Annotated in this window: 23 protein-coding genes; 17 read left to right on the top strand and 6 right to left on the bottom strand. The window is 70.7% G+C overall.

What is annotated here, in order from left to right:
* Positions 1 to 309: 309 nt before the first annotated feature.
* From ACESM1_RS11265 to ACESM1_RS11255, 3 genes are all read right to left on the bottom strand, one after another.
* On the bottom strand, positions 310 to 639 hold the full coding sequence (locus ACESM1_RS11265) for a hypothetical protein (RefSeq protein WP_372620095.1): 330 nt from the start codon (positions 637 to 639) through the stop codon (positions 310 to 312).
* Positions 640 to 832: 193 nt separating this feature from the next.
* Positions 833 to 2,809 (bottom strand): DEAD/DEAH box helicase, encoded by a 1,977-nt coding sequence (locus tag ACESM1_RS11260; protein WP_372620094.1) that lies wholly within the window; start codon positions 2,807 to 2,809, stop codon positions 833 to 835.
* A gap of 379 nt (positions 2,810 to 3,188) precedes the next feature.
* Entirely contained in the window at positions 3,189 to 3,695 is a 507-nt protein-coding gene (locus ACESM1_RS11255; RefSeq protein ID WP_372620092.1) for a TspO/MBR family protein, read from the bottom strand.
* Between the two features lie 231 nt (positions 3,696 to 3,926).
* Between ACESM1_RS11255 and ACESM1_RS11250 the strand changes: the two genes are divergently transcribed.
* The 8 genes from ACESM1_RS11250 (at position 3,927) to ACESM1_RS11215 (ending at position 12,025) form a co-directional block, all read left to right on the top strand.
* Positions 3,927 to 4,610, top strand: coding sequence for a DUF2161 family putative PD-(D/E)XK-type phosphodiesterase (locus tag ACESM1_RS11250; protein ID WP_372620090.1), 684 nt, complete (start codon positions 3,927 to 3,929; stop codon positions 4,608 to 4,610).
* Between the two features lie 304 nt (positions 4,611 to 4,914).
* Positions 4,915 to 5,931 (top strand): YeiH family protein, encoded by a 1,017-nt coding sequence (locus ACESM1_RS11245; RefSeq protein ID WP_372620088.1) that lies wholly within the window; start codon positions 4,915 to 4,917, stop codon positions 5,929 to 5,931.
* A gap of 584 nt (positions 5,932 to 6,515) precedes the next feature.
* Positions 6,516 to 7,322, top strand: a complete 807-nt coding sequence (locus tag ACESM1_RS11240) for a hypothetical protein (RefSeq protein ID WP_372620086.1) — start codon at positions 6,516 to 6,518, stop codon at positions 7,320 to 7,322.
* Positions 7,323 to 7,425: 103 nt separating this feature from the next.
* Positions 7,426 to 8,190 carry a DUF6065 family protein gene (locus ACESM1_RS11235; protein WP_372620084.1) on the top strand — a complete coding sequence of 255 codons (765 nt, stop codon included), beginning with the start codon at positions 7,426 to 7,428 and terminating at the stop codon, positions 8,188 to 8,190.
* Between the two features lie 88 nt (positions 8,191 to 8,278).
* Positions 8,279 to 9,193 (top strand): ABC transporter permease subunit, encoded by a 915-nt coding sequence (locus ACESM1_RS11230; RefSeq protein ID WP_372620083.1) that lies wholly within the window; start codon positions 8,279 to 8,281, stop codon positions 9,191 to 9,193.
* Complete coding sequence (livM, locus tag ACESM1_RS11225) at positions 9,190 to 10,470, top strand: high-affinity branched-chain amino acid ABC transporter permease LivM (RefSeq protein WP_372620081.1); 1,281 nt, start codon at positions 9,190 to 9,192, stop codon at positions 10,468 to 10,470. The genes ACESM1_RS11230 and livM overlap by 4 nt, the downstream gene beginning before the upstream one ends.
* A complete protein-coding gene (locus ACESM1_RS11220) occupies positions 10,467 to 11,309 on the top strand; it encodes an ABC transporter ATP-binding protein (protein ID WP_372620079.1) in 843 nt (280 codons plus the stop codon). Before livM ends, ACESM1_RS11220 begins: the two co-directional genes overlap by 4 nt.
* An 8-nt stretch (positions 11,310 to 11,317) precedes the next feature.
* Positions 11,318 to 12,025, top strand: a complete 708-nt coding sequence (locus ACESM1_RS11215) for an ABC transporter ATP-binding protein (protein WP_372620103.1) — start codon at positions 11,318 to 11,320, stop codon at positions 12,023 to 12,025.
* 248 nt (positions 12,026 to 12,273) lie between these two features.
* Here ACESM1_RS11215 and ACESM1_RS11210 read toward each other — a convergent pair whose 3' ends face one another.
* Entirely contained in the window at positions 12,274 to 12,483 is a 210-nt protein-coding gene (locus ACESM1_RS11210) for a hypothetical protein (protein WP_372620077.1), read from the bottom strand.
* An 81-nt stretch (positions 12,484 to 12,564) separates the two neighbouring features.
* Here ACESM1_RS11210 and ACESM1_RS11205 point away from each other — a divergent pair, with 81 nt between their 5' ends.
* The 5 genes from ACESM1_RS11205 to ACESM1_RS11185 are packed head-to-tail and all read left to right on the top strand — an operon-like array spanning position 12,565 to position 17,913.
* The gene (locus ACESM1_RS11205; RefSeq protein WP_372620076.1) at positions 12,565 to 15,129 is read left to right on the top strand and encodes a chemotaxis protein CheW; all 2,565 of its coding nucleotides are present in this window, start codon (positions 12,565 to 12,567) and stop codon (positions 15,127 to 15,129) included.
* An 18-nt stretch (positions 15,130 to 15,147) separates the two neighbouring features.
* Positions 15,148 to 15,612 (top strand): chemotaxis protein CheW, encoded by a 465-nt coding sequence (locus ACESM1_RS11200; RefSeq protein WP_372620074.1) that lies wholly within the window; start codon positions 15,148 to 15,150, stop codon positions 15,610 to 15,612.
* The gene (locus ACESM1_RS11195; RefSeq protein WP_372620073.1) at positions 15,609 to 15,983 is read left to right on the top strand and encodes a response regulator; all 375 of its coding nucleotides are present in this window, start codon (positions 15,609 to 15,611) and stop codon (positions 15,981 to 15,983) included. The genes ACESM1_RS11200 and ACESM1_RS11195 overlap by 4 nt, the downstream gene beginning before the upstream one ends.
* The gene (cheB, locus tag ACESM1_RS11190) at positions 15,980 to 17,092 is read left to right on the top strand and encodes a chemotaxis-specific protein-glutamate methyltransferase CheB (protein ID WP_411278367.1); all 1,113 of its coding nucleotides are present in this window, start codon (positions 15,980 to 15,982) and stop codon (positions 17,090 to 17,092) included. Before ACESM1_RS11195 ends, cheB begins: the two co-directional genes overlap by 4 nt.
* Positions 17,092 to 17,913 carry a CheR family methyltransferase gene (locus ACESM1_RS11185; RefSeq protein ID WP_372620072.1) on the top strand — a complete coding sequence of 274 codons (822 nt, stop codon included), beginning with the start codon at positions 17,092 to 17,094 and terminating at the stop codon, positions 17,911 to 17,913. Before cheB ends, ACESM1_RS11185 begins: the two co-directional genes overlap by 1 nt.
* 182 nt (positions 17,914 to 18,095) lie before the next feature.
* On the opposite strand, the gene ctrA is transcribed toward ACESM1_RS11185, so the two are convergent.
* Complete coding sequence (gene ctrA / locus ACESM1_RS11180; RefSeq protein WP_372620070.1) at positions 18,096 to 18,821, bottom strand: response regulator transcription factor CtrA; 726 nt, start codon at positions 18,819 to 18,821, stop codon at positions 18,096 to 18,098.
* A gap of 117 nt (positions 18,822 to 18,938) precedes the next feature.
* Here ctrA and ACESM1_RS11175 point away from each other — a divergent pair, with 117 nt between their 5' ends.
* The 3 genes from ACESM1_RS11175 to ACESM1_RS11165 all read left to right on the top strand — a co-directional run bounded on the left by ACESM1_RS11175 (position 18,939) and on the right by ACESM1_RS11165 (position 21,312).
* Positions 18,939 to 20,291 carry a FliI/YscN family ATPase gene (locus ACESM1_RS11175; protein ID WP_372620068.1) on the top strand — a complete coding sequence of 451 codons (1,353 nt, stop codon included), beginning with the start codon at positions 18,939 to 18,941 and terminating at the stop codon, positions 20,289 to 20,291.
* Positions 20,281 to 20,664 carry a hypothetical protein gene (locus ACESM1_RS11170; protein WP_372620067.1) on the top strand — a complete coding sequence of 128 codons (384 nt, stop codon included), beginning with the start codon at positions 20,281 to 20,283 and terminating at the stop codon, positions 20,662 to 20,664. The genes ACESM1_RS11175 and ACESM1_RS11170 overlap by 11 nt, the downstream gene beginning before the upstream one ends.
* A 159-nt stretch (positions 20,665 to 20,823) precedes the next feature.
* Positions 20,824 to 21,312, top strand: a complete 489-nt coding sequence (locus ACESM1_RS11165; RefSeq protein ID WP_372620066.1) for a cupin domain-containing protein — start codon at positions 20,824 to 20,826, stop codon at positions 21,310 to 21,312.
* Between the two features lie 24 nt (positions 21,313 to 21,336).
* Here the strand turns inward: ACESM1_RS11165 and ACESM1_RS11160 are convergent, their stop codons facing one another.
* Positions 21,337 to 21,708, bottom strand: coding sequence for a TraR/DksA family transcriptional regulator (locus ACESM1_RS11160; RefSeq protein ID WP_372620064.1), 372 nt, complete (start codon positions 21,706 to 21,708; stop codon positions 21,337 to 21,339).
* Between the two features lie 265 nt (positions 21,709 to 21,973).
* On the opposite strand from ACESM1_RS11160, the gene ACESM1_RS11155 reads away from it, so the two are divergent.
* Positions 21,974 to 23,455 (top strand): SulP family inorganic anion transporter, encoded by a 1,482-nt coding sequence (locus ACESM1_RS11155; RefSeq protein WP_372620099.1) that lies wholly within the window; start codon positions 21,974 to 21,976, stop codon positions 23,453 to 23,455.

The following is a 23,455-nucleotide window of genomic DNA, read 5'->3' as shown; positions in this document are numbered from 1 at the left end:
GACATGCCTGTCGGCCTCCTCGCCGACAGACAGCTTGAATCAGATCCGCCCCGCGCCGGGGAATCCCCTTCGATTCATTCAGCTCGGAAACCGCTCTAGTGGTTGCTGCCGTGCGCGGGGCCGCGCTACTCCGTCACCTGCAGCCGCCGCGTGCTGACCTGCTCGTGCCCCCGGGTGTCCAGCACGACGACTCAGCCGCAGATATGTTCTCCCAAGCGAGAAGGCGGAGAACGGCTCGCGTATGCAGTTCCACTTCAGCCCAGCCACCATCGCTTGAGCGGCAGTTTTCCACGTATGGCGCCGCGATCGTCACGCGGACCCGTTCGCGGCTGGTCTGTCCCCGTCCACGCGCAGGATCTCGACGCAGGGCGGCCGCAGCAGGATCTCGCTGAAGGCACGCATCCAGTCTCCGGTGTCCTGGCCTGGTCCACCGCGATGGCGCAACGTCTCGATCTGGTCGAGGTTGGTCAGCTCCACCTCGAACTGAAGAGCCGCGCCGCCCTCGCCCCGCGTCAGCGGCACGAGAAGGCGCGCGGTCAGCCCCTCCCGCTGTGCGGCCTCGACCTCGCGCCGGACGAAGTCGATGGCACGCTCCCGGTTGACGGGCAGCAGGTCATACGAAAAGCGGGCGATGTACATCGTGTGCCTCCGGGGCGGCCCTGGCGGTACCTCTTGTCAGTCCTGGCAACGCGGCGGCAGGCGCTTTGATCCCCCCGTGCCTGTCGGAATCGCTTGAACGGCCGGCCTGGGCGCGAGGTTGCCGATGCGCTTCGCCCAGCGCTTCTACTGGTCGCCGCCTTAGCGGCGGCCCTCTGCCGTCAGGATTGCATGCTTACCGCCGCCGCACCTCCGCCGCACAGATGCGCAGCGGCTTTGATTTCGCCTTGCCTTTGTCATTGGCAGGACGAGCGTTGGCAGGACGGCCGACAGGAGGCCGCCAGTCGGCGCGTGGCCGGGCTCGCCAGCCAAAGCGGTGATCACCCTCGAGCAGGTGCAGGTGGTCGCGAATGCGGTTGCGCCCGAGCCACTCCAGGGCGGCCTCCAATTCGGCGAGCGACATCTCGCCTCGCCCCTTGCCGCCGAGCGCGCGTTTCAGGGCCGCGTTGTAGGCGTGGTAGAGCCCGGTGCCGCGCGGTGGCGCCACCGCGGCGGCAACGCCATCAGCCATGTCCTCGACCGCCTGAGCGGCAATGACTTCGCTGAGCCGTGTGCGCAGGCGCCGCTCGGCCACGGAAGGTGGCGCAAGGAGATCGCCTTGCCTGTCCGGCTCGCGTGCCACGGCCAGCCCTGCCGCGAGGTCGGGCCCGGGCCGCAGCGTGCTGAGCCGCAGCGCGAGCGCGTTGCTCTCCAGCGGCACGATGCCGTGCCGCTCGCGCGCCTCGGCCAACTCGTCCTCGAGCCAATCCGGCAATGGCAATGCCGGCTGGCGTGGCCCTCGCGGCGGCTTGGCGCGCGTGCCCTGCTCGCGCTCCATTCGCCACCGGAAACGGGCGAAGAGCGGGTCATCGGGATGGAAGACGGTCGCGCGCTGCCCCTCGTAGGGCCCGGCATGCGGGTCAACCCGCGTGGCGCGCGCGATCATCTGCTCGAGCCAGGGACGCGAGCGGACGTGGGTAAGTGCCGCCACCACGGCCACCTCGGGCGCATCGAGACCCTCATAGGCCATTGCGACGGTGACCAGCACCGAGGGCTCGCATGTCAGGCGGAAGGCGGCGAGTGTCTCATGCGCGCCGCGCTCCTCCGAGACGGCGAGCGCCATTGTCTCCGCCTGCGCCGGCGGCACCCAACGGCGAAGCTGCGCGAGGTACCGCCGCGCCTGCGCCTGGTCCGGCGCCACCACCAGCAGCTTGCCCAGGCCCCGGGCCGCTTCACCAGGTGCCAGGCCACGGCGAAGACGGCGCTCCGCGCGGAGGGCTCGCGTCGCATCGAAGGCTCGTCGCAGCAGCGCCTCGGCAAAACCGGTACGGAGTGCGGTGAAGATCGCCGGGCGCGTCGCCTCGTTCGGCGCCGGGGCACGCAGCCGATGCGGGCCGAGCCGTGGGCGCTCACCGCCTTCCTCCGGCTCCGGCCCGAGCCAGCTTGCCTCGCCGTCCAGCGCGCCGAAGGAGACGGGCAGCACGGCCCGTTCGGCGAGCGCGCGGGCCCGGCTGTAGCCCACCACCGCCCAACCCGGCGCGGCGATGTCCACCTCATCGCGCCCGCCGCCGCCGCGACGGTATGGCAGCCAGAGGATGCGGCGTCCGTCGGCGCGCTCCAGCGTGCCCGAGAGCAGCAGGCGGATGGAGGCGAGGGAGAGCAGGGGCTCGATCGCCGCCGACCAGCCAGTGGCCTCGTCGATGCTACGCTCGCCTCCGCCCGCATTGTCGTTAGCGGCAAGCGCGGGCAAGTGGTGCACCTCGTCCACGACGAGCAGGTAGCGGTGCCGCTGGAACTCGGCGAGGTGGAGCTCGGGCGCGGCGGCGACACCCTGGTAGGTGGTGACATAGCCGGCCAGGCCGCGGCACGGATCAGCCCCGTTCTCGGCGGCACGCACGGAGAGCGCATGCCCGAGCGCCACCCGCCAGGCCGGATCGGCAAAGGCCTCCTCGGCCTGGAGGCGAAGGCTGTCGCGCGGCACCACCCAGCAGACCCGGTCGCAGAGCCCTGCACCGATCAGCTCGCGCGCAGCGAGGACGGGCAGTAGCGATTTGCCGCCGCCGGGCGTCACCGCGGCGAGCACATCGCGCAGCCCCGAGGCCTCACGCTTCGCGATGGACTGCACGACGCCGAGGAGCTGCGCCTGATGGCTGCGGAGAGACTTTGGCGACACGCGGCATCAACCCCGACATGCGAGGCCGGGAACTCTGATTCGTCGCGGATTCCTTGTCGAGAGCCGGCGCGGGGCGGGCGGCAGCTCGGTAGCATCGCATATGAGGCGATGACGGCCATCGGCGGAATCGACGCCTGCAGGTGCTCCGTTGATGCGGTCGCGCTGGGCCAGCGACTCGCGCCAGCTGTCCCGCCACCGCGTCACCGGTCCCGGAATGCGAGGGCTGCGCGGAGCGCGTGGGCGGTCCGCTCCATCCGCCGCTCGAAGCCGACAGCCGCGGCGGGTCGTCCAAGAGCCTTTGCAGCAGCACCGCCCCGCAGATCTTCCACCTCGGCGCCTGCCGTCTTGCGCTTGAGAGTCGCTCGAGGCACGGCCGCAGTCAGGCCTCGCGGTTTCGGTTCAGCCGCCACAGCTCCTCGCTGAGGAGGCCAGCGAACCCGATCCACGCCAGATAAGGGAGCGAGAGGACGCCCGCCATCGAATCGGTGCGTCGTGCGGCATCGGCGAGGGCCACGGCGTTCGCGACTGCTCCAGCACCCTCGAGTGCCATCGCACCGCGATTCCGCCGGCGGAACCCGAGCCAGAGCCATACGGGATTGAGTGCCTGCGCGGCAAACCAATGCAGCAGCGCACGGCTGCGCGCGCGGCTTTTCGGCGCGCGCCATAGTCGCCAGCCGGCGACGGCGAGCGCCAACCAGAGCGGCCCCCAGACCGCGAAGGCGTAATCCGGCGGCGTGAAGGCGGGCTTCGCCAGGCGCCTGTAGTAGGCCCAGCGGCGCGGATGGATTGGCGCGGGCGAGTAGCGCGCCGAGAGTGCGGCTGAAAAGACCAGGGCTCCACCGAGGAGAATCGCTCCGAGAACCGAGTCGCCGCGGCGGGAGGGCATGGGTGCATCCGGATGCTTGCGACACCTGAGAACACATGTGCAGCGCGGCGGTTGCCGGCCCGGGCCGCCCCGGTCGGGCTCACCACCGCCCGTGGTCCGCTGCGTGCTGAGGAACGGCCCGGGCTTGACGCCACGGCAGGTCCGCTCTCGCTTGTCGCCGGCGTGAGGCGGCGGCTGCGGAGGTTCCAAGCGCATGCCGCAGGGCCGACACCATCAGGGGAACATGCCGCGATGAGCCGCCGTATCCGGGAGGCCTCGCTCTATGCCGCAGTGAAGGCCCATCTCGAACGCCTGGGCTTCGAAGCCAAAGGCGAGGTGCTGGGTTGCGACGTCGTCGCGGTCCGCGCGGGCGAGACACCTTTCCTGATCATTGCGGAAATGAAGGCCGGCCTGACGCTTGAGCTTGTGCTGCAGGGCGTGGACCGCGCCGCCAGCTGCGATGAGGTCTGGCTCGCCGTGCCGGCAACCCGCCGGGGGCGCGATCGCGACCGCCGAGCCCACAAGCTCTGCCGCATGTTGGGCTTCGGTCTCCTCGCCGTGGTCCCCTCCACCGGCTCGGTCGAAGTCCTGGCGGAGCCCTCGCCGTACCGGCCGCGGGCGAACGCAAAGCGTCGTAGTCTGCTGCTGCGCGAGCATGTGCTTCGGCGCGGCGACCCGACACCGGGTGGCGGAAACCGGCGACCGATCATGACGGCCTACCGCCAGGCAGCCTTGCGTTGCGCGATGGCGCTGCGGGCCGGCCCTCTTCGCACCCGCGATCTGGCGCATCTCGTGCCGGATGCGGGGCGCATCCTGCTCCGCAATGTCTATGGATGGTTCGAGCGCGTGGAACGCGGCACCTACCGGCTGACGCCGCTCGGCGAAGACGTCGCCGGCCGATCCACGGAGGACGCCACGCAACCAGCCTCGGGCTGAAGCGGCTTCGCTTCACTCTCTTGCTTCACAGCAGCCTGGCCCTGCGTTGCGGCACCGGCGCCGAAATAGCCGGACAGGGGCAACCCCGGCTGCAACGGCGCCTTTCTCCTGCGTTAGCAGAACCGAGCAGTGGCAGCATGTTGATCCCGGCCCTTCGTCTTGGCGGATCCCGCTTGAGCGCGTCTTCGCGAGGGCGCCTCCGCAGCAGGCTCGTCGATGGCGACGGCCGCCTGCCGGCACTGCGCCGACAGGGCCCCCCGTTGCGCGAAGCAAGCGCGGCGCGGGCCCCGTCGTGTTCGGTCTGATGCGACGACTCGCGCTCGGCCTGGGGCTCTGCGCCGCCGTCGCGGCCGCGGCGCGCGCTGCGCAGGCGGTAGAGGAATGGGCGGTAGGCCAGGCCTATGTCGAAGTGCTGGTGCTCGCGATCCTGCTGGGGGCGGCGCTCAGGACATTGTGGGACCCGACGGAGCCTTGGCGGCCCGGTATTCGCTTCGCGGCGGGGCCGCTGCTGGAGGTGGCGATCGTGCTGCTCGGTGCTTCGCTTGACCTTCGCGCCGTCGCGGCGGCCGGGCCTGGCCTGCTTCTCGGGGTGGTGAGCGTGGTCGTGCTCGCGCTGCTGCTCAGCTACGTCATCGGTCGGGCCATCGGGTTGGAACGCCGCGTGGCTGTGCTGGTCGCCTGCGGCAACGCGATCTGCGGCAACTCGGCGATCGTGGCCGTCGCGCCGGTGGTCGGAGCCGGCCCGCGAGAGATTGCCTCCGCCATCGCCTTCACTGCCGTGCTCGGCGTCGCTGTCGTGCTGGCGCTGCCCGCGCTCGCTCCGGCCCTCGGCCTGTCGGCGACGCAATACGGGACCTTGGCGGGGCTGACCGTCTATGCAGTGCCGCAGGTCCTGGCAGCGACGGCGCCGCTTGGCGGGCCAAGCATGCAGGCCGGCACCCTCGTGAAGCTCCTGCGCGTCGTGATGCTGGGGCCGGTGGTGCTGATACTCTCGCTCTTGCTGCGACGTCGGGCGAGTTCCGCTGGCGGAGGGCACGCCGCGCCCAGGTGGGAAGTCGGGCGCTACGTCCCATGGTTCGTCGCCGGCTTCCTGGCCCTTGCCACGATGCGCTCGATCGGGCTGGTTCCGGATTGGATGCTCGATCCGCTGCGCCTCACGGCCGGGCTTCTCACGGCATTGGCCATGGCCGCACTCGGCCTGGGCGTCGACATACGTGCTGTTGCCCGGAGCGGCGCACGCGTGGCGATGGCGACGATGCTGTCGCTCGTAGTCCTCCTCTGCCTGTCCCTCGGCTTGATAGGCCTGCTCGGGATACCCTGAGTTCGGCCGCCTGCGGGACCAGGGAGCGCTGCGCGAGGCAACGGCTTCGAAACGCTGCGCCGAGCGGCACGTCCAAGCGCACGGCCCGCGCCGCCGACCGGGCTTTGCTGCCTCGGCCTGGGTCGGCGCTCCGGCCGAGCAGGGCGTGGCCCGGCTGCCGGGCGCCGCCCCTTCCGGTGGCCGCACCGGTCCGTGCAGGACATGCTGCCGGTCGTGCTGACCACCCTGCACCCGCTCGACTCGCCAATGCAGGAGGGGGAGGTTGGTGGCAGGTTCCATTTGGCCGCGGATGGCGGGGCCGTCAGGCGCGCGGTCGCTATCCGGCGCTCAGATCGCAGCCTTGGCGGCTCGGGCCCACCCCGCACACCATTCCCCTTCCGGTGGTGGTCCAAGGCCTGCGCCCAGCTCCACTGATGCTACTACTTTGGTGGCGTACGGAGGAGCGGCGCGCGGCGTTCTTTCCGGCCACGCTTCGGTCCTAGCCGCTTGGGTGCTTCACCTTCTGCTCCTTTGATGCCGGTGGCGGCGATCCATAGCCTGCCGCCTGCCGGGAATCCCACCGGCTGAGCACGGAGGGCATTGCCGTGACCGAATCCTACTCTTATGAGATAGATTTCGACGTCGAAGCCGACGCTGACAAGGACTTCTACACCGACATCAATGTGTATCTCGATGTGGAGGGCTGGTCGGCCGACGCCGGCGCCGATGCGACGGCCGATGCGGGCTACTACAGCTTCGAGACGACGGCCGAGGCGTACACGGACGCCTATGCCGAGGTCGGATATTCGGAGGCGAGTTCCTTCTCCCTGGCGGCGATAGAGCCGACCGACTACACGCCGCCGCCTCCTCCGCCTCCTCCGCCTCCTCCGCCGCCACCGCCTCCACCGCCACCGCCTCCACCGCCTCCACCGCCTCCTCCACCGCCGCCTCCACCCCCTCCGCCGCCTCCCCCGCCACCACCGCCGCCGCCGGAAACCGACTACTTCCCCGAGTGGCCGGCGAACATCTCCAATGTCGTCCTCTACTTCGACGACGCGGTCGGGGCGGCGCTGGACGATACGCCGGCACCGGGCGGCGATGGCTTCGTCCTGGTGAAGGTGGACGGCGTCGCCGAGGCTGCCGATGACGACCTCGACACTTGGCTCGATGAGGTCCTAACCCACCTGCAGACCACCATCGATCCCGACTTCACACTGGCGAACCTGCTGGGCGTGGCGATCAAGGGTGGCAGTGATGCAACCGAGTTCTTCGCGGTCCAGGGCAACACGAACGGCACCGATCCGGATGATGTCCCGGCCGGCGCGCCGCCGATCACGCCGCCGCCTCCACAAGGCGACGTGGACGGCAACCTGATCGACATCACGGTGCAGTACAACGATATCTTCTCCTGAACACCGTGCGTGAATGCCGGGCCGGGCCAGATATGGCCCGGCTGCGCTACGCTGAAGGGCGGGGCCGGGCGGCGGATCGCCCGGCCCGAGAGGACGCCCGCCGATGAACGACGCACCAGCCAAGCCGAGCCTTATCGCCTACGATCTTGGCGGCGCCTTCCCCGAGATCCGGCCCGGCGACACCCGGCGCCGCTGGATGGATGAAAGCCCGGACGCCTTCGCCTATCGCTGCCTGCCGTTGACCATCGCCAACGGCCATGGCTGGGAGGTGCTGGCCGACTGTGACGTGGAGGCCTTCTGGAGCGGCGGGCAACGGCCGCAGGACATCGTCATGCGCGTCAACCGGCCCGGCGCCACCGTGCCGGTGAGCCATTTTGGCGCCGGTGTCCTCACCTTCCACCTCCATACGCTGATCCGCACGGACCCGGGGGTCAGCCTCTGGGTGGGCGGCCCGCCCAATGCGCCGAAGGACGGCATCGCGCCGCTGACCGGCATCGTCGAGACCGACTGGGCGCCGATGACCTTCACCATGAACTGGCGCTTCACCCGCCCGAACCACGTCATCCGATTCGAGCCGGGCGAGCCGTTCTGCTTCTTCTTCCCGCTGCCGCGCGGACCGGTCGCCGCGGTCGAGCCGGAGATCCGCAAGCTGGCCGAGAATCCGGCGCTCGAGCGCGAGCACCGCGCCTGGAGCCAGGGCCGCAGCGACTTCACCAGTGCGCTGCGCACCCCCGGCAGCAGCGAGCAGGACGCCAAGTGGCAGAAGCACTACCACCAGGGCCGGCTTCCCGGCAGCGGCGAACGCGTGCCGCATCATGCGACGAAGGCCGGCGCACGCCCGTTCCGCCGCGGGGGCGGGTCGTCCTAGCCGCCCCAGGCCTCCGCCACTCTTGCGCATCCGCTCCCATTGCCCGACCGTCAGGACCGGGACGGCTCGCGGAATGGGAGAACGGCGCTTGGCCTATGCGCTGCAGCAGCTGATCAACGGCATCAGCCTCGGCATGATCTACGGCCTGATCGCGGTGGGCTACACCATGGTCTACGGCATCATCGGCATGATCAACTTCGCCCATGGCGACATCTTCATGATCGGCGCCTTCGTCGCGCTGATCTCCATCGTCATGCTGATCTCCGGCGGGTTCATGGAAGGTCCGGCGGCGCTGCTGCTGGTGCTGGCCATCTCCATGGCCTTCACCGCGCTTTATGGCTGGACGGTGGAGCGCGTGGCCTACCGGCCGCTGCGCGGCTCCTTCCGCCTGGCGCCGCTGATCAGCGCGATCGGCATGTCCATCGTGCTGCAGAACTACGTGCAGATCAGCCAGGGTGCGCGGGTCAAGCCGATGGAGCCGCTGGTGAGCGGCGGATTCGAGGTGATGCGGGAGGGCACCTTCGTCGTGCAGCTCTCCACCATGCAGATCCTGATCGTGGTCACCACGCTGACGGTGCTGGCGGTGTTCACCTGGCTGGTGACGAAGACATCGCTCGGCCGCGCCATGCGCGCCTGCGAGCAGGACCGGCGCATGGCCTCGCTGCTGGGCATCGACACCGACCGCACGATCAGCCTGACCTTCGTGATCGGCGCCTCGCTCGCCGCGGTGGCGGGCACGCTCTACCTGCTGCGCTATGGCGTGATCGATTTCTACATCGGCTTCCTCGCGGGGGTGAAGGCGTTCACCGCCGCCGTGCTGGGCGGCATCGGCAGCCTGCCTGGCGCGGTGCTGGGCGGGTTGCTGATCGGGCTGATCGAGACCTTCTGGTCGGCGTATTTCAGCGTGCAGTACAAGGATGTCGCGGCATTCTCCATCCTGGCGCTGGTGCTGATCTTCATGCCCACCGGCCTGCTCGGCCGGCAGGAGGTGGAGAAGGTATGACGCGCCTCACCGCCGCGCTGCGCGACGCGGCGATCGCCACCGCTGTCGCCTTCGGCCTGTTCTGCGTGATGGTCGGGCTGCGCACCGACGTGGCGCCGAGCGGCGAGCTGTTCCTGCGCCAGCGCTGGGGTGATGTGGCAATCCTCTGCGGGCTGGTGTTTCTCGGCCGGCTGGTGGTCACGCTCTGGGGGCTCCGGCCGCACAGCCTCGCCCCCTCGCCGCGGCAGGCGGCGCTGACGCGGTGGCTCGCCGGTGTCTTCGCGCCCGCGCTGCTCGCCGCCGCGCTGTTGCTGCCCTTCGTTCCGGGTATCGGGCGTTACGAGCTCGACCTCGGTATCCTGGTGCTGACCTATGTGATGCTCGGCTGGGGGCTCAACATCGTGGTCGGCCTCGCCGGCCTGCTCGACCTCGGCTACGTCGCCTTCTATGCGGTCGGCGCCTATTCCTATGCGCTGCTGGCGCAGTATTTCGGCTTCTCCTTCTGGCTCTGCCTGCCGCTGGCCGGCATTCTCGCGGCCTTCTGGGGTGTGCTGCTCGGCTTTCCGGTGCTGCGGCTTCGCGGCGACTACCTTGCGATCGTCACGCTGGCATTCGGCGAGATCATCCGCATCGTGCTGCTGAACTGGGTGGAGCTGACGGGCGGCCCGAACGGCATCGGCGGTATCCCGCGCCCCTCCTTCTTCGGGCTGCCCTTCGACATGTCCGGCGAGCCCGGCACCTTCGCCCACTTCTTCGGCCTGGAGCCCAACCCGGTGCACCGGGTGATCTTCCTCTACTACCTGATCTTCGCCCTCGCGCTGCTGACGAACTGGGTGAGCGTGCGCATCCGCCGCCAGCCCATCGGCCGCGCCTGGGAGGCGCTGCGCGAGGACGAGATCGCCTGCCGCGCGCTCGGCATCAACGTGCGCAACACCAAGCTGACCGCCTTCGCGCTGGGCGCGATGTTCGGCGGGTTCGCCGGCGCCTTCTTCGCGACACGGCAGGGCTTCATCAGCCCGGAAAGCTTCACCTTCATCGAGAGCGCGATCATCCTGGCCATCGTCGTGCTCGGCGGCATGGGCAGCCAGATCGGCGTGGCGGTCGCCGCCATGGTGATGATCGGCGGCTTCGAGCTGTTCCGCGACCTTGAGGAATGGCGGATGCTGGTGTTCGGCGCCGCGATGGTGGTGATCATGGTGCTGCGCCCGCGCGGCCTGGTGGGCACCCGCACGCCGACCATCGCGCTCGGCCAGCGCCGCGTGGTCGCGGCGGAGCATGTCAGCGAGGGGCGCGGATGAACGCCACCCCCGCCATGCGCGACGCCGCCCCGATCCTCGAAGTGGACGCGCTGACGATGCGCTTCGGCGGCCTGCTCGCCGTGGACGCCGTCTCCTTCACCGCGCGGCGCGGCGACATCACGGCGCTGATCGGCCCGAACGGCGCCGGCAAGACCACGGTGTTCAACTGCATCACCGGCTTCTACCGCCCGAGCGACGGCCGGCTTCGCCTGCTGCGCAGGGACGGCACCACCGCGGAGTTGCAGCGGCTGAAGGACCACAACATCGCGCGCGCCGGCGTGGCGCGCACCTTCCAGAACATCCGCCTGTTCCCCGGCATGACCGCGCTCGAGAATCTGCTGGTCGCGCAGCACGTACCGCTGAACGCCGCCACCGGCCTCGGCATCGGCGCGCTGCTCGGGCTGGGCGGCTACCGGAAGGCGGAGGCGCTCGCGGTGGCGCGCGCGGTTGCCTGGCTGCGGGCCACCAACCTTGTCGAGCGCGCCGACGACCCCGCCGGCGCGCTGCCCTACGGCGCGCAGCGGCGGCTCGAGATCGCGCGCGCCATGTGCACCGGCCCGGCGCTGCTCTGCCTCGACGAGCCCGCCGCCGGCCTCAACCCGCGCGAATCGGAGGAGCTGGCGCGGCTGCTGGTGGCGATCCGGGACGGCACCGCGGCGGAAGGCGAGCCCAGGACGTCCGTGCTGCTGATCGAGCATGACATGGGCATCGTGATGGGCATCTCCGACCATGTCGTGGTGCTTGACCACGGCAAGAAGATCGCCGACGGCACGCCGGAGGAAGTGCGCAACGACCGCACCGTGATCGCCGCCTATCTCGGCGAGGAGGAGGAGGCATGACCTCTGCCATGCTGGAGGTCACCAGCCTCGTCGCCGCCTATGGCGCGGTGGAGGCGCTGAAGGGCGTCTCGCTGCATGTGGACCGCGGCGAGATCGTGACGCTGATCGGCGCCAACGGTGCCGGCAAGTCCACGCTGCTGATGACGCTCTGCGGCGATCCGCGCGCGCGGGCAGGGCGTGTGGTCCTGGACGGGCAGGACATCTCCCTGCGCCCGACGCATGAGATCATGCGCATGGGCGTCGCGCAGTCGCCGGAGGGGCGGCGCATCTTCCCGCGGATGAGCGTGCTCGAGAACCTGCTGATGGGCGCGCAGGCGCAGGGCCACGAGCCGGGGGCGGAGCTGGAGAAGGTGTTCACGCTGTTCCCCCGCCTGAAGGAGCGCCAGGCGCAGCGTGGCGGCACGCTCTCGGGGGGCGAGCAGCAGATGCTGGCGATCGGCCGCGCGCTGATGTCGAAGCCGCGGCTGCTGCTGCTGGACGAACCCTCGCTCGGCCTGGCGCCGCTGATCGTGCGGCAGATCTTCGCCGCCATCCGTGCGCTGAACGAGGCCGAGGGGCTGACCGTGCTGCTGGTCGAGCAGAACGCCAACCAGGCGCTCCGGCTGGCCCACCGCGGCTACGTCCTCGTCACCGGCCGCATCACCATGAGCGGCACCGGGGCGGAGCTGCTGGCGCGGCCGGAGATCCGCGACGCCTATCTCGGCGGGGGGCATTAGCCCGCGATCGCCCCGGCTGTGCACGCCGCAGGCGGGCACCCCAGGGCGTGAATCGCCGGCTCGAAAGGGCTGGACCCGAGTTGCGCGGACACAGTCCGGGCAACTCGGGTCCAGGCGCGGCAGGACTCGCGCAGCCGTGAGGCGGGCGGGTTTGATCCTCCCACTTTGGGAGAGTTGAGGCCGTGATCCGGCCGGGGCGCGCTGCCCCGCTCGCGGATCGAGGCTGCGGCCATCTCCGACCACCCCCATCATGCCGGGCCGGCGCTGAGCCGCATCGCCTGGTCGGCGACCCTGGTGATCGGCACGGCGCTCGGCTGGGCGTCCGGCCCGACGATCGCGCCGGCGGTGGCGCGGCGGTCCTGTCCGGCTTTGCGCTTGCGGTCGCGGCGGTCGCGGCATTTCCGGTCAGCCGCTTGCTGATCGCCCGCGGGCGGGAGCACGCGGTGGTCCACGCTCATCACTGAACGGGCGGCGCACGTTCACCGCTTCTTCAAAGGCCTTGTCGTATTCGGGGGCCTGCATCTGCCGCCGGAGCGACCATGGACGACCTGATCGCGGACTTCCTGACCGAGACTCACGAGGGCCTCGCGGCGCTCGACGTGGCGTTGGTGCGGCTTGAGAAGGTGCCGGACGACAAGCCAACGCTGTCCGAGATCTTCCGGGCGGTCCACACCATCAAGGGCACCTGCGGCTTTCTCGGCCTGTCGCGGCTGGAGGCGGTGGCACATGCGGCGGAGAACGTGCTCGGCCGCTATCGCGACGGCGCGCTGAAGGTCACGCCGGACGGCATCACCCTGGTGCTCCAGGCGCTGGATTGCATCAAGGGGATCGTCACCGGCATCGAGCAGGGCGGGGCGGAGCCCGCGGGCGACGACCGCGCGCTGATCGCGGCGCTGGACGCCGCGGCGGATGGCGTGCCGCCGCAGCCGCTCGGCGCACGACCTGCGCCGGAACTTGCCGCCGAGCCGCCCGCCGCTGCGGCAATGGCCGCCGAGCCGGTTCCCGCCGAACCCACGGTCGCCGAGGCTGCCCCGCAGGAGGGCGCCGGCGCCGCGCCGCCGCAGAGCATCCGTGTCGCGGTGGACGTGCTCGAGGATCTGATGATGCTGGTCAGCGAGTTGGTGCTGACCCGCAACCAGCTGATGCAGGTGGCGCGCGCCCGCGGCGACCAGGCCTTCTCGGTGCCGCTGCAGCGCCTCAGCCACATCACCTCCGACCTGCAGGACGGGGTGATGAAGACGCGCATGCAACCGATCGGCAATGCCTGGGCGAAGCTGCCGCGGCTGGTGCGCGACCTGGCCCGTGAAGTCGGCAAGAAGATCGAGCTCGACATGCGCGGCGCCGAGACCGAACTCGACCGCCAGGTCCTGGAGCTGATCAAGGACCCGCTGACGCACATGGTGCGCAACAGCGCCGACCATGGACTGGAATCCACCGAGGAACGGCGCAAGGCGGGCAAGCCGGAGACCGGCCGCATCACGCTCAACGCCTATCACGAAGGCGGCCATATCCTCATCGAGATCGCCGATGACGGGAAGGGGCTGAACACCGCGCGCATCCGCGAGAAGGCGCTGGCCCAGGGGCTTGCCACCGAGGCTGAGATCGCCGGCATGTCGGACCGCGAGATCCACCGCTTCATCTTCCGCGCCGGCTTCTCCACCGCCGCCGCCGTCACCGCCGTCTCCGGGCGCGGCGTGGGCATGGATGTGGTGAAGACCAATGTCGAGCGGATCGGCGGCACCATCGACGTCTCCTCCACCGCCGGTCGCGGCACCGGCTTCACCATCAAGATCCCGCTGACGCTCGCCATCGTCTCCGCGCTGGTGGTGGAGGTCTCGGGCGAGCGCTTCGCGATCCCGCAGATCGGCGTGCTGGAGCTGGTGCGCGTCGGCGGCGCCTCAGGCGCGCAGGTGGAGAGAATCAAGGATGCCGCGGTGCTGCGCCTGCGCGACCGCCTGCTGCCGCTGGTCGGGCTGGCGAAGGTGCTGGGGCTCGAGGAGGAGTCCGGCGACGCACGGCCGGAGAACGACATCGGCTTCGTCGTCGTCACCCAGGTCGGCGCCTCGCTGTTCGGCATCATCGTGGATCGCGTCCACGACACGGAGGAGATCGTGGTCAAGCCGGTGCCGCCGATCCTGCGGCACATCGGCGTGTTTTCCGGCAACACCATCCTCGGCGATGGCAGCGTTATCATGATCCTCGATCCGAACGGGATCGCGCGCGCCACCGGCGTGACGGCCGAGGCCGCCGGCACGCGCGGCGCGGAGGCGGGCGGCGGCGGCTTCCGGTCCTCCGAGAAGACGGCGCTGCTGCTGTTCCGTGCCGGCGACGGCACGCCGAAGGCGGTGCCGCTCGGCCTGGTCGCGCGGCTCGACGATCTGCCGGTGGAGAAGATCGAGTATTCCGGCGGCGTGCCGGTGGTGCAGTACCGCGGCCAGCTCATGCCGCTGGTGCCGATGGGCGGCCATGGCGTCTCGCCGGAGGCGGAGGAGCGCGGCCGCCAGACCGTGCTGGTGTTCAGCGAGCGTGAGCGCAGCCTGGGCCTGATGGTGGACGCCATCCTCGACGTGGTGGAGGAGCGGCTCGAGGTGAAGTCCGCGGCCGACCGCCCCGGCTTCCTCGGCACCGCGGTGGTCGCCGGCAAGGTGACCGACGTGATCGACACCGCATGGTGGCTGCGCCAGTCCGGCGGCGACTGGTTCCGCCCGGGCTCCGGGCCGGAGGCGGCGAAGCGGCTGCTGGTGGTGGAGGACAGCTCGTTCTTTCGCGAGCTGGTGGTGCCGACGCTCTCGGCCGAGGGCTACGAGGTGGTGGCGGTCGCCCAGCCTTCCGAGGCGCTTTCGCTGCGCGAGCGCGGCGCGATGTTCGACGCCATCGTCTCCGACATCGAGATGCCGGGCATGGACGGCTTCGCCTTCGCGCGCGCGGTGCGCGACGGCGGCCCCTGGGCGGAGCTGCCGATGGTCGCGCTGTCCGGCCGCACCGATGCGCCGGCGCTGGGCGAGGCGCGCGCGGCGGGCTTCACCGACTTCGTCGCGAAATACGACCGCGAGGCACTGGTGCAGTCGCTCCGCGCCTGCCTGGCGGTGCCGGTCGAAAGCTGAAGGGAAAGGGCACGCGCCATGCGCAACCAGACCATCCAGCACGCGGTCGCGGAAGCCGACCTGGTGCTGACGCTCACCGTCGGGGGGCAGTCCTGCGGCGTGCCGGTGCTCGTCGTGCGGGACGTGCTCGGCACGCAGACCATCACCCCGATCCCACTGGCGCCGCCGGAGATCGAGGGCGCGATGAACCTGCGCGGCCGCATCGTGACGGCGGTGGATCTGCGCCGCCGGCTTGGCCTGGCGGCACGGCCGGAGGGCGCCAAGCCGATGAGCGTCGTCGTCGAGCATGGTGGCGAGCTCTATGCGATGCTTGCCGACGCAGTCGGCGAAGTCGTGCCCCTCTCGCCCGATGACCGCGCCGCCAACCCGCCGACGCTCGATCCGGTGTGGCGTGAGGTCTCGCGCGGGGTGCATCGGCGCGACGGGCAATTGCTGATCCTGCTGGATGTGGAACGCCTGCTGGCGATCGGGGGCGGGAGGTGAACTGCCTCGTCGTCGATGACAGCCGCGTGGTCCGCAAGGCGGCACGCCGCGTGCTGGAAGGCTTCGGCTTCGCGGTGCGGGAGGCGGAGGATGGCGCGCAGGCGCTGGTTGCCGTGCGGGAAGCCATGCCGGACCTGGTGCTGCTCGACTGGAACATGCCGGTGATGGACGGCCTGCAGTTCCTGCAGGCGGCGCGCGCCGAGCACGGGATGGAGCGGCCGCTGGTGATGCTCTGCACCACCGAGAACACGCAGGAGCGCATCCTGCAGGCGCTGGAGGCCGGTGCGCAGGAATACGTGATGAAGCCGTTCGACGCCGAGATCATCGGCGGCAAGCTGGCGCAACTCGGCCTCCTCAGGGACGCCGCGTGAGCGGCGCATTGGCGGCGGCAAGCCCGGCGGCGCAGGCGGACGCCATTCGCGTGATGCTGTGTGACGACAGCGCGGTGGCGCGCGGCGCGCTGGCACGGCTGCTGGCGCGCGATGGCGGGATCCGCGTGGTGGCGCAGGCGGCGGATGGCCAGCAGGCTGTCTCGGCGCTGTCTGCCATGTTGGCTCCCGAGCGGCCGGAGGTGGTGCTGCTCGACCTCGAGATGCCGGTGATGGACGGGCTGACGGCGCTGCCGCTGATCCTGCGTGCCGCTCCGGGCAGCGCGGTCATCGTGGCAAGCGCGCTCAGCCAGCGCGGCGCCGCGGCGACCATGGCGGCGCTGCGCGCCGGCGCGGTGGATTACGTGCCCAAGCCCTCGGCCGCGCAGGGCGGCATGGCCGATCCGCGGTTCGGCGAGGAGTTGCGCGCCAAGGTCACCGGCTGGGCCCGGATGCGACGCAAGCCAGCGGCAAGGCCCGCCGCGCTGCCGCGCCCGGCCATGGTGGCCGCGCGGCCGGGCCGGATCGCGGCGCCACGGGCGATCGCGATCGGCAGTTCCACCGGCGGGCCGCAGGCGCTGGCCGTGCTGGTCGCCGCCCTGACGCGCCCGCCGCCAGTGCCGGTGCTGGTGGTGCAGCACATGCCGGCGGGCTTCACCGCCCTGCTCGCGGACCACCTCAACCGGCTCGGCCGGCTGCCTTGCGCCGAGGCGAAGGACAACGAGGAATTGCGGCCAGGTCGGCTCTACCTGGCGCCGGGCGACCGCCACCTGCTGGTGCGGGAGTCCGCCACCGGCCTCGTGGCGCAGCTCTCGGCCGGCCCGCCGGAGAACTACTGCCGCCCGGCGGTGGACCCGCTGCTGCGCAGCCTGGTGGCCGCCTGTGGCGGAAGGGTCGCGGTGGCGATCCTGACGGGGATGGGACAGGACGGCCTGGAAGGCTGCCGTGCGCTGGCGCGGGCCGGCGGCGCGGTGCTGGCGCAGGACGAGGCGAGCTCGGTGGTCTGGGGCATGCCGGGCGCGGTGGCGCGTGCCGGCTTGGCTTCGGCGCTGGTGCCGCCGGATGAGATCGCGGCGCGGCTGCTCGCCGCGTGCACGCCGGGAGGGGTTTGATGCAGCCGGGCTTCGTGGAAGTGGCCGGCCTGGTGCGCCGGCGCGCCGGGATCGTCTTGACCGAGGACAAGGGTTACCTGCTTGAGACGCGGCTCGGCCCGGTGCTGGCGCGCTTCAAGCTGGCGTCGCTGGGAGCGCTGGCGGAACGTCTCCGCTCGCTGCCGGGGGAGGCGTTGGAACGCGCAGTGGTGGAGGCGCTGACCACCCACGAATCCAGCTTCTTCCGCGATGGCCGGCCGTTCGAGCATCTGCGTGGCGCACTCCCGAAGCTGCTGTCACGCAAGGCGGCGGGGGAGCGGCTGCGCATCTGGTCGGCCGCCTGCTCGACCGGGCAGGAGGCCTATTCCGTCGCGATGCTGGCGACCGAGGTGCTGGGCCCCGCCGCGGCGCAGCGTCTGGAGATCCTCGGCACCGACATCTCGGGCGAGGTGGTGGCGCGCGCGCGGGAAGGCGCGTTCAGCCAGTTCGAGGTGCAGCGCGGCCTGCCGATCCGGGCGCTGATGACCAGCTTCGTGCAGGAGGGCGCGCGCTGGCGGGTGCGGCCGGAGTTGCGCGGGATGGTGCGCTTCGAGGAGCGCAACCTGCTGGCGGATTGCGGCGCGCTGGGCCGCTTCGAAGTGATCTTCTGCCGCAACGTGCTGATCTACTTCGACGCGCCCACCAAGACGCGGGTGCTGGAGATGCTGGCACGGCAGCTCGCGCCGGATGGTGTGTTGTATCTCGGCGCGGCGGAGACGGTGATCGGGCTGACCGATCACCTGGTGCCCGTGCCGGGCGAGCGCGGGGTCTATGGGCTTGCGGCGCGGCGCGCCGCTGCGTGAGGCCCTGCGCTTCCGGGGAAGGGCGGGCCTCAGGCCAGCGCCGCGTCCCGTTGCCGGGGCGGCGGGCCGGGCGCTGGGGAGCGCCCGATCCACCTAGGCGAAACCGCCTGGATGGTGGATCAGCCGCTCCAGGTCAGGCGGCAGCGTGTTCCACGGATGCGGACCACGCTGCTGCAGATCGGTCAGGCCACGGCGGCCTGGGGGGCTTCCGACGCCAGATTGATGCGGGCGCCGCTGCTGGGATCGCGCAGCACGTAGCCGCGGCCCCAGACGGTGCCGATCAGGTCGGAAGCGCCGGCATGGGCCAGCTTCTTCCGCAGTTTGCAGATGAAGACGTCGATGATCTTCACCTCGGGCTCGTCCATGCCGCCGTAGAGGTGGTTCAGGAAGGCCTCCTTGGTCAGCACCACGCCCTTGCGCAGCGTCAGCAACTCCAGCACGGCGTATTCCTTGCCGGTCAGGTGGACGTTGCGCCCCTCCACCAGCACCTCGCGCGAGCCGAGGTTCAGGGTCAGCGGCCCGACGGTGAGGGTGGGCTGGCTGAAGCCCTTGGCGCGGCGGACGATTGCCTGGATGCGCGCCACCAGCTCCTGCTGGTCGAAGGGCTTGGTGATGTAGTCGTCGGCGCCCATCCCGAAGCCGCGCACCTTGGCCTGCGGGCGGGTGAGGCCGGAGAGGATCAGCACCGGCGTCTCGATTCGCGCGGCACGCAGCCGGCGGACCACCTCATAGCCTTCCATGTCGGGCAGCATGAGGTCGAGGACGATGATGTCGTAATCATAAAGGCGCGCGAGCTCCAGCGCCTCCTCACCAGTGTCGGAAATATCGACGATCATCGAGGCTGCCTTGAGCGCGAGAGACACGCCGCGAGCGACAATCGTGTCGTCTTCAACCAAAAGGACACGCATTAGGGGTACTCCCACATCCCATGCGTGTAGTGATATCACCCCTGGTTGAGAATGGAAGGGTAATCTCACGAAAAAATGCTAATGTTTGCCGCGGGATGTGCAAAAAAGGAGAGCGTATTGCAAAAAGAGACCATATCGAATTTTCATGAGCGTGCGTCGCTGGCGAGGACGCTGCTCGCGCATCTAGAGGCATCCGAATCGGTCGGTCGCCTGCGCGCCGCCGGCCCGCTTGCCTTGGAATTCGACGGATTCCGCCCTGGCCCCGCCATCGGCGACCGCCTGGCCGTGGATGCGGGCGGCCAGGCGCTGCTGGCCGAGGTGGTCGGCATCGCTCCGGGCAAGGTCCACGCCCTGGCCTTCTCCCGCGAGGCCCGCGCCCGGCCCGGCCAATCGGCACGATTGGTCGGACCGGCCTGCCTCGATGTCGCGCCAGGCTGGCTCGGCCGAGTGGTGGATCCGCTCGGCGTGCCCCTCGATGGCGGCCCGGCGCTACCCCGTGGGGGGCGGCCGCGCCCGGTACTGGCAGATCCCCCGCCGCCCGGCACCCGCGGGCGGCTCGGGCCGCGCATCGGGCTCGGCGTGCGCGCGCTCGACCTGTTCTGCACGCTCCGCGAGGGCCAGCGGCTCGGCCTCTTCGCCGCCTCGGGCATCGGCAAGTCCACCCTGCTGGCGATGCTGGCCGGCGCGCCGGGTTTCGACGTGACCGTGCTCGGCCTGGTCGGCGAGCGCGGGCGGGAGCTGCGCGAGTTCATCGAGGACGACCTCGGCCCCACGCGCCTGGCGCGCAGCGTGGTGGTCTGCGCGACCTCCGACGCCGCGGCGCCGATGCGACGCGAGGCCGCCTTCGCCGCGATGACCGTCGCCGAGCAGTTCCGCGACCAGGGCCAGCGCGTGCTGCTGCTGCTCGACAGCGTGACCCGCTTCGCCCTTGCCTGCCGCGAGATCGGCCTGGCCGCCGGTGAGCCGCCAGCCACGCGCGGTCATCCGCCGAGCGTCTTCGCTGAGCTGCCGCGGCTGCTGGAGCGCGCCGGGCCGGGGCCGGAGGGCTGCGCCGGCTCGATCACGCTGCTCGCCACCGTGCTGGTCGAGGGCGACGACCATGACGAACCGGTGGCCGATGCCGTGCGCGGCATCCTGGATGGCCATGTCGTGCTGGACCGCGCGATCGCGGAGCGCGGCCGCTACCCGGCGGTGGACGTACTGCGCAGCCTCTCGCGCAGCGTGCCGGGCTGCCTGGAGCCGGGGCAGGCGGCTCTGGTGACACGGGCGCGGCGTATCCTCGCGTTGCAGCAGGAGATGGCGGAGCTGGTGCGGCTCGGCGCCTACCGCGCCGGCACCGATGCCGAGGTGGACCAGGCGCTGCGCCTCGCGCCGCGCATCGAAGCGCTGCTGCGGCAGGGCAGGGGGGAGGCGACGGCGCTGGACGACAGCTTCGCCGCCCTGGCGGAGGCGCTGGCAGATGCGGCGTGACCCACTGCTCGTGCTCGCGCGGCTGCGTGCCATGGAGCGCGACACGGCACGGCGCACCCTCGCCGCGGCGCAGGGCGCACGCGAGGCCGCCGAGACGATCGAGCGCAAGGCCGGTGCGGCGCTGCTCGCCGAGGCGGCTGCGGCAGTGCCCGCCGACTACGCGGCCTGGCTCCCCGCGGCGCGGCGCGCCCGCGTGCGCGCAAGTGAGGTTGTGCGACGCACCGAAGCCGAGGTGGAGGCCGCGCGCGTGGTGCTCGTGGAGGCGCGGGCGGCGGCGGCGGCAGTGGATGCGTTGCTGGCCACGCGCCGGCAGGCCGCGCGCCGCGCGAGGCTGGCGGCGGAGCAGACGCTGCTGGACGACGTTCGCCGCTGAAGCCATCTCGCTGCGGCCGGCGAACAGAGCACAAACACCGACAAGTTGCCGGTCGTTTAGGATGATTTGCTAAAGATATCGGCCTACATTGCGCCATCTGGCAAAATCTTCTCTAACTCCTGTGCGTTTGATCACCTGTGCCGCAGTCAGGAGCCCCCCATGCCGCACGATGGCCACACCCCCCAGGCGACGCCCGAGGACGGCTGGAAGCACACAGGCGTGCGTGTCATCCCCGGCGAGAGCCTCGACACCAACACTCCTCAGACCCCCGGGATGAACCGGGCCGCCGCGATCAACGCCGCGCGCGTCGGTGCGCAGAAGATCTGGGCCGGCACCGTCCACATCCACCCAGACGCCAAGACCGGTGCGCACCACCATGGCCCGCTGGAGAGCGTGATCTATGTGCTGCGCGGCCGCGCGCGCATGCGGTGGGGCGAAAGGCTGGAATTCGTCGCCGAGGCCGGCCCTGGCGACTTCATCTACGTCCCGCCCTACGTCCCGCACCAGGAGATCAACGCGAGCACCGAGGAGACGCTGGAATGCGTCCTGGTGCGCTCCGACAACGAGGCGGTGGTCGTCAACCTCGACATCGAGCCGGTGGAGAAGCCCGAGGGCGTTGCCTGGGTGGACCCGATCCACAAGGCATAGCTGCGCCGCGCTGCCAGGACCGCACTACCGCTTCGATTGCCCCGCGCAGGCGATGCAGGTCGGGACCGCGGGATCGAGCGCGAGCCGCGCCGGCGCGATCGGCTCGCCGCATTGCGTGCACCAGCCGTATTCCCCCGCCTCGACGCGTGCCAGCGCCGCCTCGATGCGCTGCAGCGCGGCGGCACGGCGGCGCTCGGTCGCCATGGCCATCGCCTGCTGGTTCATCGCATCCATCCGCGACAGGCGCCCGACGCTCGCCTGGTCGAGCGCCACCGGATCGCGGCTCTCCGCAGAGGCGGTACTCACGTCGCGCAGCGCATCGCGTTCCGCAAGCAGGCGCCGATGCAGTGTCGCGACATCCACGCCAGGGTGATCACCATGCTGGTTTGAGCTCATCGCCTCATCACAGCCAAGGCGACGGCGCGAGGGAAGCGACAATCGCGTGCCATGCCGGCCATCGCGGTATTCGGGTTGTGCAGCGCAGTATAATGCTGGTAGAGGCTCGCAGATGAACTTCGCGCCGCCGTAACGCGCCTCCTGTCAGGCGTCAGCCAGACCGACGCGCATCGCCGCACGCCATCGTGTGCCGCGCCTTCCCTGCCATGACCTCGTCGCCATCGCGGCCGCTGCCGCGGCGGTCGGGCTGTTCCTGGAGTTCGTCATGTCCTTCGCCCGGCTGCGCGCCGAGTGGTTCGGCAATGTCCGCGCCGATATCCTGGCCGGTACCGTCGTCGCCCTCGCCCTGATCCCGGAGGCGATCGCCTTCTCCATCATTGCCGGCGTGGATCCGAAGGTCGGCCTCTACGCCTCGTTCTGCATCGCCGTGATCATCGCCTTCGCGGGCGGCCGGCCGGGCATGATCTCGGCGGCCACCGGCGCGATGGCGCTCGTGATGGTCACGCTGGTGAAGGAGCATGGGCTGCAGTACCTGCTGGCGGCGACGCTGCTCTGCGGCGTGCTGCAGATCCTGGCCGGCCTGCTGAAGCTCGGCGTGCTCATGCGCTTCGTCTCGCGCTCGGTGATGACCGGCTTCGTCAATGCTCTGGCCATCCTCATCTTCATGGCGCAGCTGCCGGAGCTGATCGGCGTCACCTGGTTCACCTACGTCATGGTCGCGGCCGGGCTGGCGATCATCTATCTGCTGCCGCGCGTGACGACGGCGGTGCCGTCGCCCCTGGTCGCGATCGTGCTGCTGACCGCCGTCGCGATCGGCTTCGGCCTCGATGTGCGCACCGTCGGCGACATGGGCGAACTGCCGGCCGAGCTGCCCGCCTTCCTGCTGCCCGAGGTGCCGCTCACCTTCGAGACGCTGCGCATCATCCTGCCGGTCTCGCTGACACTCGCGGTGGTCGGGCTGCTGGAATCGCTGATGACGGCGCAGATCGTGGACGAGCTGACCGACACCGACAGCGGCAAGCACCGCGAGAGCATGGGGCAGGGGGCGGCGAACATCGTCGCCGGCCTGTTCGGCGGCATGGCTGGCTGCGCGATGATCGGCCAGTCGGTGATCAACGTGAAGTCCGGCGGCCGCGGGCGGCTTTCCACCCTCTGGGCCGGTCTGTTCCTGCTGTTCCTGATCCTGGTGCTGGCCGACTTGGTGCGGCAGATCCCGATGGCGGCGCTGGTGGCGGTGATGATCATGGTCTCGATCGGCACCTTCTCCTGGAAGTCGCTGGCGGATCTGCGCGTTCACCCCAGGGAATCGAGCGTGGTGATGCTGGCAACCGTCGCCGTCACGGTCGTGACGCACGACCTGGCGCAAGGCGTGCTGGTGGGCGTGCTGCTCTCCGGCATCTTCTTCGCGCGTAAGGTGGCGCGCATCTTCACGGTGGACTCGGAACTCTCGGCCGATGGCCGCACGCGAACCTACCGCGTCACGGGCCAGGTGTTCTTCGGATCGGCCGAGGCCTTCGGCGAGGCCTTCGACCTGCGCGAGGCGATCGAGCGCGTGGTGATCGATGTCACCCGCGCGCATGTCTGGGACCTCACGGCGGTGGCGGCGCTCGACCGCATCGTGCTGAAGTTCCGCCGCGAGGGCGCGGAGGTCGAGATCCTCGGCATGAACGCGGCGAGTGCCACGCTGGTCGACCGGCTCGCCACCTACGACAAGCCGGGCCGCGAGGCGAACCTCGCGCTGCATTGA

It is taken from the genome of Falsiroseomonas sp. (assembly GCF_041690465.1).
Lineage (GTDB): Bacteria > Pseudomonadota > Alphaproteobacteria > Acetobacterales > Acetobacteraceae > Falsiroseomonas.
This window is presented reverse-complemented; position numbering and strand designations above follow the sequence as displayed.

Excerpts from the sequence above, each read along its gene's own strand:
- ACESM1_RS11205 (WP_372620076.1), top strand. The coding sequence starts at position 12,565 with ATGGACGACCTGATCGCGGACTTCCTGACCGAGACTCACGAGGGCCTC.
- ACESM1_RS11255 (WP_372620092.1), bottom strand. The coding sequence starts at position 3,695 with ATGCCCTCCCGCCGCGGCGACTCGGTTCTCGGAGCGATTCTCCTCGGT.
- ACESM1_RS11220 (WP_372620079.1), top strand. The coding sequence starts at position 10,467 with ATGAACGCCACCCCCGCCATGCGCGACGCCGCCCCGATCCTCGAAGTG.
- ACESM1_RS11200 (WP_372620074.1), top strand. The coding sequence starts at position 15,148 with ATGCGCAACCAGACCATCCAGCACGCGGTCGCGGAAGCCGACCTGGTG.
- ACESM1_RS11185 (WP_372620072.1), top strand. The coding sequence starts at position 17,092 with ATGCAGCCGGGCTTCGTGGAAGTGGCCGGCCTGGTGCGCCGGCGCGCC.
- ACESM1_RS11215 (WP_372620103.1), top strand. The coding sequence starts at position 11,318 with ATGCTGGAGGTCACCAGCCTCGTCGCCGCCTATGGCGCGGTGGAGGCG.
- ACESM1_RS11165 (WP_372620066.1), top strand. The coding sequence starts at position 20,824 with ATGCCGCACGATGGCCACACCCCCCAGGCGACGCCCGAGGACGGCTGG.
- ACESM1_RS11265 (WP_372620095.1), bottom strand. The coding sequence starts at position 639 with ATGTACATCGCCCGCTTTTCGTATGACCTGCTGCCCGTCAACCGGGAG.
- ACESM1_RS11235 (WP_372620084.1), top strand. The coding sequence starts at position 7,426 with ATGAACGACGCACCAGCCAAGCCGAGCCTTATCGCCTACGATCTTGGC.
- ACESM1_RS11170 (WP_372620067.1), top strand. The coding sequence starts at position 20,281 with ATGCGGCGTGACCCACTGCTCGTGCTCGCGCGGCTGCGTGCCATGGAG.
- ACESM1_RS11210 (WP_372620077.1), bottom strand. The coding sequence starts at position 12,483 with ATGAGCGTGGACCACCGCGTGCTCCCGCCCGCGGGCGATCAGCAAGCG.
- ctrA (WP_372620070.1), bottom strand. The coding sequence starts at position 18,821 with ATGCGTGTCCTTTTGGTTGAAGACGACACGATTGTCGCTCGCGGCGTG.
- ACESM1_RS11245 (WP_372620088.1), top strand. The coding sequence starts at position 4,915 with ATGCGACGACTCGCGCTCGGCCTGGGGCTCTGCGCCGCCGTCGCGGCC.
- livM (WP_372620081.1), top strand. The coding sequence starts at position 9,190 with ATGACGCGCCTCACCGCCGCGCTGCGCGACGCGGCGATCGCCACCGCT.
- ACESM1_RS11160 (WP_372620064.1), bottom strand. The coding sequence starts at position 21,708 with ATGAGCTCAAACCAGCATGGTGATCACCCTGGCGTGGATGTCGCGACA.
- ACESM1_RS11250 (WP_372620090.1), top strand. The coding sequence starts at position 3,927 with ATGAGCCGCCGTATCCGGGAGGCCTCGCTCTATGCCGCAGTGAAGGCC.
- ACESM1_RS11155 (WP_372620099.1), top strand. The coding sequence starts at position 21,974 with ATGTCCTTCGCCCGGCTGCGCGCCGAGTGGTTCGGCAATGTCCGCGCC.